A 13,996-nucleotide genomic window follows, 5' to 3' on the forward strand; every position below is an offset into this window, starting at 1 on the left:
TCGCACGAATCGGACCATCAGCCCTGCTCGCGCGCCTGCAGTTTCTTCAATGTATAGAGCGCTTCGAGCGCCTCGCGGGGGCTCAACGCATCGGGGTCGAGCGCGTTCAGCGCGGATTCTACGGCGCTCGCCAGCGGCGCCTCGGCGGCCGGAGGGGGCGCGAACAGGTCGACCTGGGCCCGGGTCCGGGTCTGCTGGGCCTCGAGTGCCTCGAGTGCCTGGCGCGCGTGGTTGACCACCGCGGCGGGCATGCCGGCCAGCCGCGCGACCTGGATGCCGTAGCTCTTGCTGGCCGGGCCGGGCTGCATCTCGTGCAGGAAGACGATGTCGCGGCCGGCCTCGGTGGCGCTCACGTGCATGTTGACCGCGCCGTGGTGCGTGGCCGGGAACTCGGTGAGTTCGAAGTAGTGGGTCGCGAAGAGCGTGAAGGCGCGCGTGCGGTCGTGCAACTGGGCGGCGATGCCGGCGGCCAGCGCCAGGCCGTCGAAGGTGCTGGTGCCGCGGCCGATCTCGTCCATCAGCACCAGCGAATGGGCCGTGGCGCCATGTAGGATCTGCGCCGCCTCGGTCATCTCGAGCATGAAGGTCGACTGCGCGTTGGCCAGGTCGTCGGCGGCGCCGATGCGGGTGTGGATGGCATCGATCGGACCGAGCCTGCAGGCGGCGGCCGGCACGTGCGAGCCGATGGAAGCCAGCAGCACGATGATCGCGACCTGTCGCATGTAGGTCGACTTGCCGCCCATGTTGGGACCGGTGATGACCTGCATGCGCTGCTGCGGACCCATGCGGGTGTCGTTCGCAATGAACGCGCCCGATGATTTCTCGGCCAGCCGGGCCTCGACCACGGGGTGCCGCCCCTGTTCGATCTCGATGCACGGATGCGAGGCGAAGCTCGGCGCCCGCCAGTGCAGCGTGTGCGAGCGCTCGGCCAGCGCGCAGAGGGTGTCCAGCGTGGCGATCGCGCCGGCCAGCCGGGCCAGCGCCGCGACCGAGGGCTGCAAGGCGTCGAGCAATTGCTCGTAGAGCCACTTCTCGCGGGCCAGCGCGCGGTCTTGGGCCGACAGGGCCTTGTCCTCGAAGGCCTTGAGCTCGGGCGTGATGAAGCGCTCGGCGTTCTTGAGCGTCTGGCGGCGGCGGTAGTTGTCGGGCACCTTGGCCAGCGCGCTCTGCGTGACCTCGATGTAGAAGCCGTGGACGCGATTGAACTGCACCCGCAGGTTGCTGATGCCGGTGCGCTCGCGCTCGCTGGCCTCGAGCTTGAGCAGGAAGTCGTCGCAGTTCTCGCTGATGGCGCGCAGCTCGTCGAGCTCGGCGTCGTGGCCATTGGCGATCACGCCGCCGTCGCGGATCAGCGTCGAGGGCTCGGGCGTGATCGCCGCCACCAGCAGCTCGACGCAGCCGGCCGGGGGTGCCAGCTGGCCGGCCATCTGCGCCAGCAGCGCGGCCGAGCCCGGCAGGGCGGGCGCCAGCTGCTCGGCCTTGGCCAGCGCCATGCGCAGCGCGACCAGCTCGCGCGGACGAACCTGCCGCAGCGAGATGCGGGCCGCGATGCGTTCGACGTCGCTGGTGTTCTTGAGCTGTTCGCGCAGCGTGCGCCAGGGCGCGGCCGTCGCGCCGGGCGGCGTGGCCTGCAGCGCGGCGATGGCTTCGAGCCGGTCCTGGGCGGCACTGCGGTCGCGCCGCGGCGCCAGCAGCCAGCGCTTGAGCAGCCGGCTGCCCATGCCGGTCATGCAGGTGTCGAGCAGCGAGAACAAGGTCGGCGACTCTTCGCCGCGCAGGGTCTGGACCAGCTCGAGGTTGCGGCGGGTCGTCGGCGGCAGCTCGATCAGTTCGCCATCGCGCTCCACGGCCAGCCGCTGCACGTGGGCCAGCGCCCGGCCCTGGGTGTGCTCGGCGTAGCCGAGCAGGGCGGCCGCGGCGGCATGCGCGTTGCCCAGCGATTCGGCGTTCCAGGCGGCCAGGTTGGCGCTGCCCAGTTGCTCGCACAGCTTGCGCTCGCCGAGGCCGCCGTCGAACTGCCAGGCCGGCCGCAGCGACAGCGTGAAGGGCGTGGCGGCGCGCGCGGCCTTGAGGCGCTGCTCGAAGGCCGGCGTGACCTCGGCGCTGTAGAGCAACTCGCTCGGCGCGATGCGGGCGATCCAGGCTTCGAGGGCATCGGTGGGGCACTCGGCCAGCCGCAGTTCGGCGCCGGTGACGCTGAGCCAGGCGAGCCCGCAGAAGTTGCGCGAGCCCGCATGCACGGCGAGCAGCAGCGATTCGCTCTTGTCGTTGAGCAACTCGGCGTCGGTCAGCGTCCCGGGCGTGACCACGCGAACCACCTTGCGCTCGACCGGGCCCTTGCTGGCACCGACCTCGCCGACCTGCTCGCAGATCGCGACCGATTCGCCGAGCTTGATCAGCCGTCCGAGGTAGGTGTCGACCGAATGGAAGGGCACGCCGCACATCACGACCGGCTGGCCCGCCGACTGGCCGCGCTGGGTCAGCGTGATGTCGAGCAGGCGCGCGGCCTTTTCGGCGTCGCCGTAGAAAAGTTCGTAGAAGTCGCCCATCCGGTAGAAGAGCAGGGTGTCCGGATGGTGCGCCTTGAGGCCGAGGTACTGGGCCATCATCGGCGTGTGACCCGAAAGGTCTGGCTTCGCAGCCGCTTGATTCGAGGGAGACTTTTGCGCTATCCCGTTGATTTCATCGGGAGTAGCGCGAGGGATGACGGTCTGGTTCAACTTGCGGGCACCTGGGAGGACATGGCTGCACTTCGCGCGCTGAGAAGCGCTTGCAGCCGGGTCGGCACATTATGGTGGACGTGGCCCGGGCGCTGGTGTCCGTCCGGGCTCGCTGGCCCTTGCCTTTCCGCCTGCAGAGGGCGCGCCAGTTGATCAGGCCAGAGGCCTTTGCCCGGTCCTGATGCCAAAGCGCCCCGGGCCAAGAATTGCAATGATGACGGCCGTGGCGAAATAGAACATCTGCAGTTCGAGGCGCCACCCGCCGGTCGGAGAAAGCTGGAACAGATGCGAGGTGTGAACCAGCACGAACGCGCACGCCATGTTGAGCGCGATCACGCGGGCGGCCGGCCTCGTGAAGATTCCAAGCATCAGCAGAATCGGCGCGATCAGTTCACCGACGATCACCAGTTTGCCGAGCACCGAGGGAAGTCCGATTGCGGACACCATGTTCTCGATCCCCGATGTCCCATTGACGATCTTGTTGATTCCGTGAAAGAGCATCAGCCCGCCCGTGACAAGGCGAAGAAGCAGTTTGCCGAGATCGTCGGAATTGCTGCGGTAGGCGATCGAGTGTTCCATGGGGATCGAGAAAGTGAAGGTTGTCAGTCCTTGGCGAACAGGGCCTCGACCTCCTCGGCCTTGGCGCTGCGTTCCTTCGCGCTGCAGTGCGCCAAGACGCCCGACATCATTGCCAGCGGGAACAGCAACGCGCCAACCCACACCACGATGGCAAGCGAGGCGAGGATGACGATGAAGATGGTGACGAGCATGGAGCGCCATCCTAGGGTCAGTCCGGCGGTTCGTGGCGCTCGCGGGCGCGCTCGCGCCAATGCACGAGTTATCGGTCGAGAACTCAGATATTTCCGATGCGCGGAAGGCGCTACAGCCCGACCGTGATGTTCCAGCGCGCAACCAGGCAGCTTGCCACCGCGGCGAAGAGAAGGAAGCAGAGCACCGCGGATGCTCGCCGGCTGCGTATCCATAGCAAGCCCGCGCCGACCGGCCCGGAAATGGTCAGCGCGATGACGATGAGCTCGCGGGCGAGGGGGCTGGCTTCCATCTCCGGCATCCTAGCCGCTGTCGAGGCGCGCAGCGCACGTCAACTGAGAAGCACCGGCGGCTACACGACGGATCCTTCCCACCACCCGCTCATCAGTCCCTCGGGTCTGCGCCCTGCGAACACCTTTGCGCTGGCCTTCCAGGCGTCGATCTGCACATCCAGCCCCGCGAAGATCCCGTAGCCGGCGCCGGCGCGTATCTCGTCCTCCGCATGCAGGCTCTCGCCGGCCTTGATCGCGCCCTCGGCGAGGATCGCGCCGCGCGAGCGGATGCCCCAGCCCGCCTCCAGGTGGCGGCCGCATTCGATCGAGCCGCCGGCCTCGATGCCGTGGCCCGCGCACACCGTGCCGCGGGCATCGACGCCGCCGCCGGCCCTGATGCCCTTGCCGCAGCGCAGCGCACCCTGGGCGATCAGGTTCTGCCCGACCCATGCGTTGCCCGCGATCTCGATGGCGTCGGCGCCACGCAGGTCCCAGCCGGCGCGCAGATTGCCGCCGCAGCGGATCGGGCCTTCGGCCTCGACGCCCCAACGGGCCTTGACGTGGCCGCCGGCGTCGAGCGCGGCGCCCCCGAAGATGCCGGCGCCGGACTCGATGTCCTCGCCGGCGCCGATCGCTCCGCCGGCACGGATGCCTGCGCCCGCGCGGATCGCGCGGCCGGCACGCACGATGCCCTCGACATCGATGCCGGTGCGCACCTGCAGCGAGCCGGCAAAGACGATCGCATCGGCCTCGAGCGCATCGAGCGCGAGCACCGCGTCCGTCGGGCCGAACTGGGTCAGCAGCCAGCAGGCGTCGTCGATGCGGCCGTCGGCGACCAGCGCGTCGAGCAGGTGTTGATAGTCGCAGTTGTCTTGTCCGTGGCGGATGAACCAGCGGTAGCCGTCGGCGCAGGGGCGCTTGGCCTTGACGAAATTCTTGGTGAGTTCCATGACGATCCCGGGCGTGCAAAGTTGAACGCCGCGAACACTTCGCGGCGCAGGCGTGCAGGCGGCCGTGCGAGGGAGATCAGGAAGTGGCTGCTTCCTGCTTTCCCCGCACGGCGTGGGAAAGCAGGGCGGTCGAACCGCAAGCCGAACGTGCGCGCGCCGCTGCGCCACGCAGGGCGGGGCGGCAGGAGTTGGCGTGCGGGCTGTTCAGCATGGGCGGGACCGTGAGGGCGGCGATTATATCGGGGCAGGTGATTCCTTCCGCCGGTACGGCATCTCCACGATGTCAGCGCATCCCGGTGGCCGCCGAGAACTTGCCGAGCGTCCAGCCGCGGCCCAGCAGCAGCATGCGCGTGTGCAGGTCGCCCAGCACTTGCGGCGAGATCTCGGGGCCCAGATAGGTCAAGGTCTTGTCGCGCAGGTCGACGTAGCCCAGCTCGTACCGGGCGGCCAGCTTGTGCCACAGCGCATGGGCGGCCGGCGACTGGCGCGCACCGGTGAGCATGCACAGTCCCGCATCCAGCCCCCAGCGGTAGATGGCGGTGGCCAGCCCGCGCCGCTGGTACTGCGGGTCGTACTTGGAGTGCGGGGCGCGCACGTAGCGGTCGGCGCGCCGATGCACTTCGATCAGGCGGTTGAAGACCGTGTAGCCGGCCAGTTGCCGGCGGCGGACGTCCTCGACGTAGACATAGAACTCGCCATCGGCCTCGCGATGGCGGATCACCAGGTCGGGGTCGTCCAGCAGAATCCGCGGAATGCCGTGCAGCCGGGGAACCGGCCGCTGAGGTGCGGCTCGGCCGCCAGCAGTCGAGATTTTTGCGCTGAAAGAGGGAGCCGATGCGAACTGCGGTGCCTAGGAGTTCCCGAGCGTGACACTGGCCTTGGGTCCGTTGCCATAGAGGCGTGTTCTTACGCTTGGAAACGTCCCCGACTACGCCGTATTGGTCTGGTCTCTCCGGGGCCCTGCCCCTTTGTGCTCGGGAGCGCAGATACTCACGCTGTTGCCGCCCTCCTCGGTTCCTCTTGACTCGCGGCAGCCCTCAAGCCCGCATCCCGCGGGTTTCTTTTTTTTTTTAAGCAAGGATTCCGGGCCATCCGTCCGCTTGGGCGCTCAACTGTCGTTCGGCAGAAAATCCATGCCGACTCGGAGCAACGCCGCTCTCAGGCGCCCCGCGGTCTGGCGCCCTATCGAATTCTTGACCAGCAGCTCCTGCTCGCTGATCGCCGACAGGTCCTCTACGTAGTAAATCCCCAAGCTGTTGAGTGCGGCCCGGGCCTCTCTCCTCAATGGAATCTCGTCGATGGGCGTGGACGGGTCCAATCGAATGGGTTGATCGAGATCCCCCGTCTTTCTCCGGACGCCCCATTCAAACGCGTCGAAGCGCAGTGGCGCTTCTGCTGGGGATCGGCCATGGAGACAATCGTCAGCGTGGCATTGCCTGGCTTTTTCTATCGCTTTTCGCAACGCCATCAAACAGGGAAGAAGCTCAGGCTGTGGAAGTTGTGCGAGGTCCTGAACCGACTCGATCCTCCTGGGCATTCGGGTTCCTTTTTTTTTGATGTGCTCTCACAGTTTCAACGCTGCAACGCCGACTGATGGTTAGGGAGATTCCCTAGCGCTCACGCGGCTCAGATTTTTCCCCCCCGAAGCTGCTGAAGCGGCTGCATGGAGATCGAGGCTGATGGACTCCGCGAGCACCTGACGACCGGAGGGGATGCGTTCAAGGAAAACTGCGAACTCCCGGGGCGTGTACAGGAGAGCGCGCAACCACTGCTCAAGGTTGCTCTCACAAGGTTCAGTAGGGACGAGAGATGCAAATCGCTCAGGCATGGCGGCCATGCACAAGTCGATCGAGCGAAAATCTCTGGCTGTTCGGTCCTGAGTTTTCGCTCTAGATCTCTAACCAGACCCTCCAGCGCGAGGATTGCACGCAGGCCATCGACTATCGGCATGAACTTGCCAAACACCGCACCAGACGCGTCCGAGTTTCTGGTGCTTGGTGGCAAGAGGTCGTCCGACTATCCCACGACGAACACCGAGCGCGAGGTCAAGGCGATGGTGTTAGGCGATGTGATCTCATCTGCTCGCAGGCAACTCGAGTGGCCGTGTAGCCGGCCAGCTGCCTGCGGCGGCGGACCCGAGCTTGTCTTCCAGCGGGACGGGGCCGCACAATGGCGGCGCCCGATAGGCGTGGACGATGCGGGGAGGGCGCCTCGCGCTGTGCTTCTGCCCGGACCTTGTTTTTCGCAGCGCTGGACGAAGACCTCATGCAACTGGTCGCACAGGCAGAGACCCATTTCCGTGCCGGACGGATCGCGCAGGCCGAGGCCTTGCTGCGCCAGGCGTTCGAGCTCGATCCGCGCAACGGCCGGGCCTGCGAACTGCTTGCCTACATCTGCGGCAACCGCCAGGAGCTCGCGGCCTGCGAGGATTGGCTGCAGAAGGCCGCGGCCTTGCCTTCCTGCTCCCCGGAGGCGCTGTTCTATCTCGGACGAGTACACCTGCAGCAGGGCCGCGCACGCGAGGCCATCGGCTCCTTCGGCCGTTCGCTCAAGCTGGCGGGCACCTACTTCGAGGGCTTGCACGAACTGGGCGTGGCCCACGGTGCCCTTGGCGAACACGAGAAGGCGCTGGATGCCTTTCGCCGCGCCGAGCGGCTGAATCCCCGCTCCCCGGACCTGCAGTCCAACCTCGCCGGCACGCTGGCCGCCCTCCACCGGTTCAGCGACGCCTTGCCGCACTACGAGCGCGCGTTGGCGCTCGCTCCTGGGCGCGTGAAGGACTGGGCCGATCGCGGCGCCGCGCTGACCGAACTCGGCCGCGGCGGCGAAGCCCTCGAAAGCTACCGCCGGGCCTTGGCCCTCGCGCCGCAGGACGTCCCGACATGGATGAACCAGGCCACCACGCTGACGCTGCTCAAGCGGCCGGCCGAGGCGCTGTCGTGCTACGACCAGGTCGAGCGGCTGGCGCCGCAATGGGACTACCTGGCCGGGCACCGGCTGCACGCCGCGATGGCGGTGTGCCGGTGGGACGAATGGGCGCAGCAGGTGGAGCGGACGCTGGCCCGGGTCGAAGCCGGCGAAAGGGCCGCGACGCCCTTCACCCTGATGCCGGTGCCCGCCGGCCCGGCCGTCCTGCTGCGATCGGCGCGCATCTATGCGCAGGACCAGTGTCCGCCGCAGCCGCTGGCGGTGAGCGCCGCCGCGCCTCGCGATGCGGCACGCCGCCTGCGCGTGGGCTACTTCTCGTCGGACTTCCGCAACCATCCGATGTCGCAGCTGATCGCCCGCGTGCTCGAATGCCATGACCGCGACCGCTACGAGACCTTCGGCTTCGCGCTCGGCACGCATCCGCCGGACGCCGTCGGCGCGCGCATCGCCGCGGCGCTGGAGCACTTCGGCAACGTTGCCGCGCGCAGCGACGCCGAGATCGCGGCGCTGGCGCGGGCACAGGGCATCGACATCGCAGTGGACCTCAACGGCTTCAGCGAGGGCGGGCGGCCGAACATCTTCGCCGGCCGCGCGGCGCCGGTGCAGGTCAACTACCTGGGCTTTCCGGGGTCGATGGGCTGCGATTTCATGGACTACATCCTGGCCGACGCGACCGTCATCCCGGAGGACGAATTCGGCCACTACGCGGAAAAGGTGGTCTGGCTGCCCGACAGCTATTTCCCCAACGACGACACCAAGGCGATCGGCAGCGCGCCGGGCACTCGCGCCGACCAGGGCCTGCCGGCGGACGCCATGGTGTTTGCCTGCTTCAACAGCAACCACAAGATCACGCCCGATGTGTTCGAGGTCTGGATGCGCCTGCTGCGCGCCGTGCCCGGCAGCGTGCTGTGGCTGCTCAAGAGCAACGACGAGGCCCAGCGTGCGCTGGTCGCCGAGGCAGTCCGGCGCGGCGTCGATCCGCAGCGCATCGTCTGGGCCGGACGCCTGCCGCTGGCCGACCACCTGGCGCGCCACCGGCATGCCGACCTGTTTCTGGACACCTTCCACTACAACGCGCACACGACCTGCTGCGACGCGCTGTGGGGCGGCGTCCCGGTGCTGACGCTGGCCGGCGCCAGTTTCCCGGCGCGCGTCGGTGCCAGCCTGCTGGCGGCGGTCGGTCTGCCCGAACTCGTGACCCGCAGCGTGGCGGCGTACGAGGGCCTCGCCCTCGAACTGGCGGGCTCGCCGCAGCGCCTGGCCGCGCTGCGCGAGCGGCTTCAGCATCTGCGCACGACGGCGCCGCTGTTCGATTCGGAGCGCTTTGCACGGCGGCTCGAGTCGGCATTCGATGCCATGTGGCAGCGGCACAGCCAGGGCCTGCCGCCGGATCACATCCGGATCGCCGGCTGATTCACCCTCGGCAAGACCGCGCCGCGAGTCCCTGGCTTCCAGGCTCAGGCCTGGCCGCGGCGCCGGCGGGCGACGCGCACCGCATCGACCCAGGTGTCGACGTTGAAGCGCTGGCCCGAGTCCGCGATGCGGGCGGAGATGATGCGATGCAACTGCAGCCGTCGCGCGTCGCCGGGGAGCTCCCCGTGGCCGATGATCAGCTTCTTCTGCAGGTCGAGATGATCGACCTGCAGCACGCATTCGATCTTGCGGTCGTGGCCGTCGACATAGCGGACCCGGATACGAGGGGTTTCGTCGACGACGGCGTGCTCGCCCTTGCCCTGGATGAACCATTCGGGCAAGGTGTCGGGGACCGAGTCGCCCGCCGGCCCGGGCCCGCCACGCACGGTCGGGATCTCCAGCGGCACATGGCCGGAGCGCACTCTCGCGGCTTCGATGCGCCGCTCCGCCTCGCGGCGCATCGCGACTCGCCGCCAACCCCACATGGCAACTGCCAGCAGCAGCGCCCCGGTCAACACGGCAATCAGCAACTGCCAGTGTGCAGGTCCGATGCTCATCTCTTGCTCGCCCCCTTGGCTTCGTCAGCAATTAATTCGTAAGTACTCAGAAGGCTGGATTTTCGAGCGCTGCAGGGGCACCGTCAAACGGCCGCGTGGCATAGCGCGTTTGGGGGGGGGCTGCGAGTCAGTCGTCGTGCGTGTCGTGCGTGGCCGCGCTGCCGCGGCGCCAGTAACCGGCGGCCTTGACCCATTTCGGATGCGCGCCCCGCTCACCCACCAGGTGGCTGCGGAGGGTCTTGGCGGCCCCGGACTCGCAGGCCACCCAGGCATGGAAATCGCCCTCGGGCAACTGCATGCCGCGCAGCGCATCGAGCAGCGGCGATCCGGTGCCGGGCTCGGCGCCGCGCCGGTGCACCCATCGGAGTTCGAGCGCGGCCTGGGTCTCGAAGGGGATCTCGTCGGCTTCGCTGTCGACTTCGGCCAGCACCACGGCACGCGAGCCGGCCGGCAGTTCGGCCAGGCGCCGCGAGATCGCGGGCAGGGCGGTGTCGTCGCCGACCAGCAGGTGCCAGTCGAAGGCGGTAGGGATGATGAAGGATCCGCGCGGGCCGCCCACGCCCACCATCTCGCCGGGGCGGACCGATTCGGCCCATTGCGTGGCCGGACCGGCATCGTGCAGCGCGAAGTCGATCTCGAGCGTGCCTGCGGCGCTGTCGTGGCGGCGCGGCGTGTAGTCGCGCATCGCCGGCTTCTGGCCGGGCGGCCAGACCGGGCCTTCGGGTCCTGACGTGGGCACCGTGAGCTGCCCGGTCGCCGGGTCGGGGAAGAACAGCTTCGCGTGGTCGTCGAAGCCGGGGCTGTTGAAGCCCGCCAGGTCGTCGCCGCCGAGCGTGATGCGGATCAGGTGCGGCGTGATGCGCTGCACCGCACGCACCTCGAGCTTGCGAAAGCGCAGTTCGTGGCGCACGCGGCGCGGCAGACGGTCGGGGGCGGGGGAAACGGAAGAGGGTTCGTTCATGGCGTTCAAATGCGTTCCAGTTGCTGTGCGGCGCTGTCGAGCACCGCGGCGAATTCGTGGGCCTGTTGTTCGGTGAGGGGGGCCGCCAGGCGCAGGCGCATCGCGAGCTTGAGGTTCTCGAGTGCGCGGACCACCTGGGGCGGCCGGCCGGCGCGCGGGCCGGCACCGTCGACGCCGCCCGACATGCGGGCCATCATCTCGTCGGTGATCGCGCGGTTGGCAGCCAGGAAATCGAGGCCGGCCGCCGTGACGCTGTAGCGCTTGCGTCCGCCGCCATCCGCGGCATCGACGCTGACATAGCCCAGTTCCTCGAGCAGCGTCAGGGTGGGGTAGACGATGCCGGGGCTCGGGCTGTAGCGGCCGCCCAGACGTTCCTCGATGGCCTTGATGAGTTCGTAGCCGTGGCTCGGCTTGTCGGCGATCAGTTGCAGCAGCACGAAGCGCAGCCCGCCGTGGCCGAAGATCCGGCCGCCGCCACCGCCTCGCCCACCCCGGTGGTCGATCGCGCCGGCTCGTCCGCCACCCAGCCCGTCGCCGTGTTCGCCGCGTGGATTGCCGTGTAAAAAGCCCCTGTGAGTTCGCATGGAAGAGATCCTTCAATCTGTTATCTGATTCAGTAAAGATATATCGAAATAGCATCGGAGTCAAGTCGTGGACGACCCGCGTCGTGCCTACGTCGCGCGCATCAACCGCGTGACCGATCACATCGACAGCCATCTGGCAGAGCCGCTCGACCTGGCGACGCTGGCCTCGGTGGCGCACTTTTCGGCCTGGCATTTCCATCGCGTGTTCCAGTCCATGACCGGCGAGACGCTGGCCGACCGGGTGCGGCGGCGGCGGCTGGAGGTGGCGGCCGCGCGGCTCCTGATCGCGCCGCCCGAAACCGTGCTGGCGATCGCGCTCGATGTCGGCTTCGGGTCGGCGGCGGTGTTCACGCGCGCGTTCAGCGCCCATTTCGATGTCACGCCGACGGCCTGGCGGCGCGGCGCCTTCCGCGCCTGGGCAGAGGGCCGCCGCATGCAGCTGCGCAAGATCCATCAAGCGGACCGCATGAGTCCTCGAGCCGTCATCGACGCCTTCGGCCAGGATGCGCATTCCTGGCCGCAGGCTCCGCTCCCTCGCAGTTCAGGAGCGCCGATGAAGGTCGAGATCAAGCTCCTCGCGCCAGCACGCGTCGCCTACATGCGGCATGTCGGCCCCTATGGGAGCTCGGGCATCGCGCAGTTGTGGCAGCGCTTCGCAGGCTGGTGCGCCGGGCAGGGGTTCATGCAGCCGCGCCGCCTGATGTACGGCATCAGCCAGGACAACGCGGACCTCACGCCGCCGGCTGTATGCCGCTACGACGCCTGTATCGAGGTCGACGCCGATTTCCGGCCCGCCGGCGAAATCGGCGTGCAGGCGCTCAGGGGCGGGCGCTTCGCCTGCGTCGGGTTCTCGGGCACTTCGGGCGAGATCCATGGCGCCTGGGTCCGGCTGTGCGACTGGCTGCCCGACAGCGGCTTCCAGGCCGACGAAGCGCCGCCGGTCGAGGTTTACGGCAAGGATTTCGCGATCGATGCCGAGACCGGCGCCTTCGAGTGCGAACTGTGCATGCCCGTGCGGGCGCTGTAGGGCATCGCTCGGGCGTCACTCGCCGGCGGATTCGAGCAGCGCCAGCAGTTTCGACAGGCGCGCGTCCAGGGCTGAAAGCTCGGACCCCTTGAAGCCGGCCAGGATCCGATGCTCGTTCGCCACGTGTGCCGCCACCGCGCGGTCGATCAGCGCGAGCCCGTCGGGAGTCAACTGCACCAGCAGGCTGCGGGCGTCGTCAGGATGGGCCAGGCGCTGCACCAGGCCGCGCGCCTCGAGGCCCTTGAGCCGGTGCGTCATGGTGCCGGAGCTGACCATCAAGGCCGAGAACAGCGTGGTCGGCGCCAGCCGGAACGGCGCGCCGGAGCGGCGCAGGGTGGCCAGCACATCGAACTCCCAATTCGTCAGCCCGAAGGCCGAGAAGGTCTGGTCCAGCCTGCGTTGCAGCAGCGCGGAGCAGCGGTTGATGCGCCCGATCGGCCCCATGGGCGTGACGTCCAGGTCGGGCCGCTCCCGGTGCCACTGGGCCAGGATGGCATCCACCGCGTCGGGCTCTCGCTGCGTACCCATTCTCAAACCTCATTTATCTTGAAGTCGAGATTATCTGCTAGGCTTGATATCTTGAATTGAAGATAAATGAAGATGAAATCCAAGCCTCTTCGCTGGAGCGAGATCCTGCTGACGGCGCTCGCGCCCGTCATCTGGGGCTCGACCTACATCGTCGCCACCGAACTGCTGCCACCCGACCGGCCGTTCACTGCGGCGCTGCTGCGCTGCCTGCCGGCGGGCCTGTTGCTCACGCTGTTCGTGCGGCAACTGCCCGCGCGGCGGGACTGGGGCAGGCTGGCGCTGCTGTCGGCGCTCAACATCGGTTTCTTCCAGGCCCTGCTGTTCGTGGCGGCGTACCGGCTGCCCGGCGGCCTGGCGGCAGTGGTCGGCGCGATCCAGCCGCTGCTGGTGATGGGCCTGGCCTGGGCGCTGGACGGACGCCGGCCCGCCCGACTGGCGGTGGCGGCCGCGCTGACCGGGATCCTCGGGATGGCGGCGCTGCTGCTGTCGCCGGGGGCCGCCTGGGATCCGATCGGCATCGCCGCGGCGCTGGCCGGGGCGGCGTGCATGGCGGCGGGCACTTTCCTGGCGCGGCGCTGGCGTCCGGAGGTGCCGCTGCTGGCCTTCACCGGCTGGCAATTGCTGGCCGGCGGCCTGATCCTGCTGCCGCTGGCCTGGGCCATCGATCCACCGCTCGAGGCCCTCAGCGCGAGCCAGGGGCTGGCCTACGCCTACCTTTCGCTGGTCGGCGCCATGCTGGCCTATGCCTTGTGGTTTCGCGGCATCGCGAAGCTGCCCCCGGTGGCGGTGTCCTCGCTGGGCCTGCTGAGCCCCCTGACGGCGGTGACCCTCGGCTGGGCCCTGCTGGGTCAGTCGATGACGGGGCTGTCGCTGGTCGGCTTGCTGCTGGTGCTGGGCAGCATCCTGACCGTGCAATGGGCTTCCAGCGCCGCAGAGGCCGCCAGAACGTGACGAATTGCCGTTTCGGGCGCGTGGTCATCCGGGCCAAGGGTCTTGAAAACTAGGGTAAACCCCTAAAATAGAGCCCATGACCGCTTCCACTGCTTATTTCCCCCGCAACCCCAAGTTCACCGACGCCTTCGAGCGCGACCTCGCCAACGACGAGGCCAACCACCTCGGTCGCGACGAGCCCTCGGTGTTCGCCCCGGCCCTGAAGCGCCTGCGCGCCGCCTTCTGGACCCTGGTGCGCACGGTGCACTTCCTGCGCGCCTCGGCCCAGCGCCCCGCGCAAGCCCTGCAAGCAAGCTGAGTCGAGCGGTCTCCGGAAGAGCCCGCTCCGGCGGGCTTT

General features: G+C 68.5%; 14 protein-coding genes and 1 pseudogene. 4 read left to right on the plus strand and 11 right to left on the minus strand.

All coding sequences use genetic code 11. The features are described from left to right. Positions 1-17 precede the first annotated feature (17 nt). The 7 genes and pseudogenes from mutS to QTI45_RS34455 form a co-directional block, all read right to left on the minus strand. A complete protein-coding gene (gene mutS / locus QTI45_RS34425) occupies positions 18-2,609 on the minus strand; it encodes a DNA mismatch repair protein MutS (protein ID WP_444813342.1) in 2,592 nt (863 codons plus the stop codon). A 264-nt stretch (positions 2,610-2,873) separates the two neighbouring features. Beyond that, the gene (locus tag QTI45_RS34430; RefSeq protein ID WP_286657542.1) at positions 2,874-3,299 is read right to left on the minus strand and encodes a DoxX family protein; all 426 of its coding nucleotides are present in this window, start codon (positions 3,297-3,299) and stop codon (positions 2,874-2,876) included. A 23-nt stretch (positions 3,300-3,322) separates the two neighbouring features. After that, on the minus strand, positions 3,323-3,490 hold the full coding sequence (locus tag QTI45_RS34435) for a hypothetical protein (protein WP_286372611.1): 168 nt from the start codon (positions 3,488-3,490) through the stop codon (positions 3,323-3,325). Between the two features lie 110 nt (positions 3,491-3,600). Continuing rightward, positions 3,601-3,780, minus strand: coding sequence for a hypothetical protein (locus QTI45_RS34440; RefSeq protein ID WP_286372610.1), 180 nt, complete (start codon positions 3,778-3,780; stop codon positions 3,601-3,603). Positions 3,781-3,840: 60 nt separating this feature from the next. Beyond that, entirely contained in the window at positions 3,841-4,710 is an 870-nt protein-coding gene (locus QTI45_RS34445; RefSeq protein WP_286657543.1) for a hypothetical protein, read from the minus strand. 283 nt (positions 4,711-4,993) lie between these two features. Then, positions 4,994-5,488 (minus strand): annotated as a pseudogene (locus tag QTI45_RS34450) (N-acetyltransferase); the annotation flags it as partial. A 330-nt stretch (positions 5,489-5,818) separates the two neighbouring features. After that, positions 5,819-6,247: a helix-hairpin-helix domain-containing protein gene (locus QTI45_RS34455; protein ID WP_286657544.1), complete on the minus strand. Its 429-nt coding sequence runs from the start codon at positions 6,245-6,247 to the stop codon at positions 5,819-5,821. 728 nt (positions 6,248-6,975) lie between these two features. Here QTI45_RS34455 and QTI45_RS34460 point away from each other — a divergent pair. Further along, a complete protein-coding gene (locus tag QTI45_RS34460) occupies positions 6,976-9,051 on the plus strand; it encodes an O-linked N-acetylglucosamine transferase, SPINDLY family protein (RefSeq protein WP_286657545.1) in 2,076 nt (691 codons plus the stop codon). A gap of 44 nt (positions 9,052-9,095) precedes the next feature. Here QTI45_RS34460 and QTI45_RS34465 read toward each other — a convergent pair whose 3' ends face one another. From QTI45_RS34465 to QTI45_RS34475, 3 genes are all read right to left on the minus strand, one after another. Beyond that, complete coding sequence (locus QTI45_RS34465) at positions 9,096-9,608, minus strand: hypothetical protein (RefSeq protein ID WP_286657546.1); 513 nt, start codon at positions 9,606-9,608, stop codon at positions 9,096-9,098. A gap of 127 nt (positions 9,609-9,735) precedes the next feature. Continuing rightward, the gene (locus tag QTI45_RS34470) at positions 9,736-10,569 is read right to left on the minus strand and encodes a siderophore-interacting protein (RefSeq protein WP_286657547.1); all 834 of its coding nucleotides are present in this window, start codon (positions 10,567-10,569) and stop codon (positions 9,736-9,738) included. A gap of 5 nt (positions 10,570-10,574) precedes the next feature. Beyond that, positions 10,575-11,153 carry a PadR family transcriptional regulator gene (locus QTI45_RS34475; protein ID WP_286657548.1) on the minus strand — a complete coding sequence of 193 codons (579 nt, stop codon included), beginning with the start codon at positions 11,151-11,153 and terminating at the stop codon, positions 10,575-10,577. Between the two features lie 67 nt (positions 11,154-11,220). Here QTI45_RS34475 and QTI45_RS34480 point away from each other — a divergent pair, with 67 nt between their 5' ends. Beyond that, a complete protein-coding gene (locus QTI45_RS34480; protein WP_286657549.1) occupies positions 11,221-12,180 on the plus strand; it encodes an AraC family transcriptional regulator in 960 nt (319 codons plus the stop codon). A 15-nt stretch (positions 12,181-12,195) separates the two neighbouring features. On the opposite strand, the gene QTI45_RS34485 is transcribed toward QTI45_RS34480, so the two are convergent. Then, entirely contained in the window at positions 12,196-12,708 is a 513-nt protein-coding gene (locus tag QTI45_RS34485; protein ID WP_286657550.1) for a MarR family winged helix-turn-helix transcriptional regulator, read from the minus strand. Between the two features lie 72 nt (positions 12,709-12,780). Between QTI45_RS34485 and QTI45_RS34490 the strand changes: the two genes are divergently transcribed. After that, positions 12,781-13,659 (plus strand): EamA family transporter, encoded by an 879-nt coding sequence (locus QTI45_RS34490; protein WP_286657551.1) that lies wholly within the window; start codon positions 12,781-12,783, stop codon positions 13,657-13,659. A 76-nt stretch (positions 13,660-13,735) separates the two neighbouring features. Then, positions 13,736-13,957 (plus strand): hypothetical protein, encoded by a 222-nt coding sequence (locus tag QTI45_RS34495; RefSeq protein WP_286372600.1) that lies wholly within the window; start codon positions 13,736-13,738, stop codon positions 13,955-13,957. The last annotated feature ends 39 nt before the right edge of the window (positions 13,958-13,996 follow it).

Origin of the sequence: Variovorax saccharolyticus (genome assembly GCF_030316765.1) — a bacterium.
In the GTDB taxonomy this organism is placed as follows: Bacteria; Pseudomonadota; Gammaproteobacteria; order Burkholderiales; family Burkholderiaceae_C; genus Variovorax; species Variovorax saccharolyticus.

Bases quoted from the DNA above. Each gene is read 5' to 3' on its own strand.
- mutS (WP_444813342.1), bottom strand. From the start codon at position 2,609: ATGATGGCCCAGTACCTCGGCCTCAAGGCGCACCATCCGGACACCCTG.
- QTI45_RS34430 (WP_286657542.1), bottom strand. From the start codon at position 3,299: ATGGAACACTCGATCGCCTACCGCAGCAATTCCGACGATCTCGGCAAA.
- QTI45_RS34435 (WP_286372611.1), bottom strand. From the start codon at position 3,490: ATGCTCGTCACCATCTTCATCGTCATCCTCGCCTCGCTTGCCATCGTG.
- QTI45_RS34440 (WP_286372610.1), bottom strand. From the start codon at position 3,780: ATGGAAGCCAGCCCCCTCGCCCGCGAGCTCATCGTCATCGCGCTGACC.
- QTI45_RS34445 (WP_286657543.1), bottom strand. From the start codon at position 4,710: ATGGAACTCACCAAGAATTTCGTCAAGGCCAAGCGCCCCTGCGCCGAC.
- QTI45_RS34455 (WP_286657544.1), bottom strand. From the start codon at position 6,247: ATGCCCAGGAGGATCGAGTCGGTTCAGGACCTCGCACAACTTCCACAG.
- QTI45_RS34460 (WP_286657545.1), top strand. From the start codon at position 6,976: ATGCAACTGGTCGCACAGGCAGAGACCCATTTCCGTGCCGGACGGATC.
- QTI45_RS34465 (WP_286657546.1), bottom strand. From the start codon at position 9,608: ATGAGCATCGGACCTGCACACTGGCAGTTGCTGATTGCCGTGTTGACC.
- QTI45_RS34470 (WP_286657547.1), bottom strand. From the start codon at position 10,569: ATGAACGAACCCTCTTCCGTTTCCCCCGCCCCCGACCGTCTGCCGCGC.
- QTI45_RS34475 (WP_286657548.1), bottom strand. From the start codon at position 11,153: ATGCGAACTCACAGGGGCTTTTTACACGGCAATCCACGCGGCGAACAC.
- QTI45_RS34485 (WP_286657550.1), bottom strand. From the start codon at position 12,708: ATGGGTACGCAGCGAGAGCCCGACGCGGTGGATGCCATCCTGGCCCAG.
- QTI45_RS34490 (WP_286657551.1), top strand. From the start codon at position 12,781: ATGAAATCCAAGCCTCTTCGCTGGAGCGAGATCCTGCTGACGGCGCTC.
- QTI45_RS34495 (WP_286372600.1), top strand. From the start codon at position 13,736: ATGACCGCTTCCACTGCTTATTTCCCCCGCAACCCCAAGTTCACCGAC.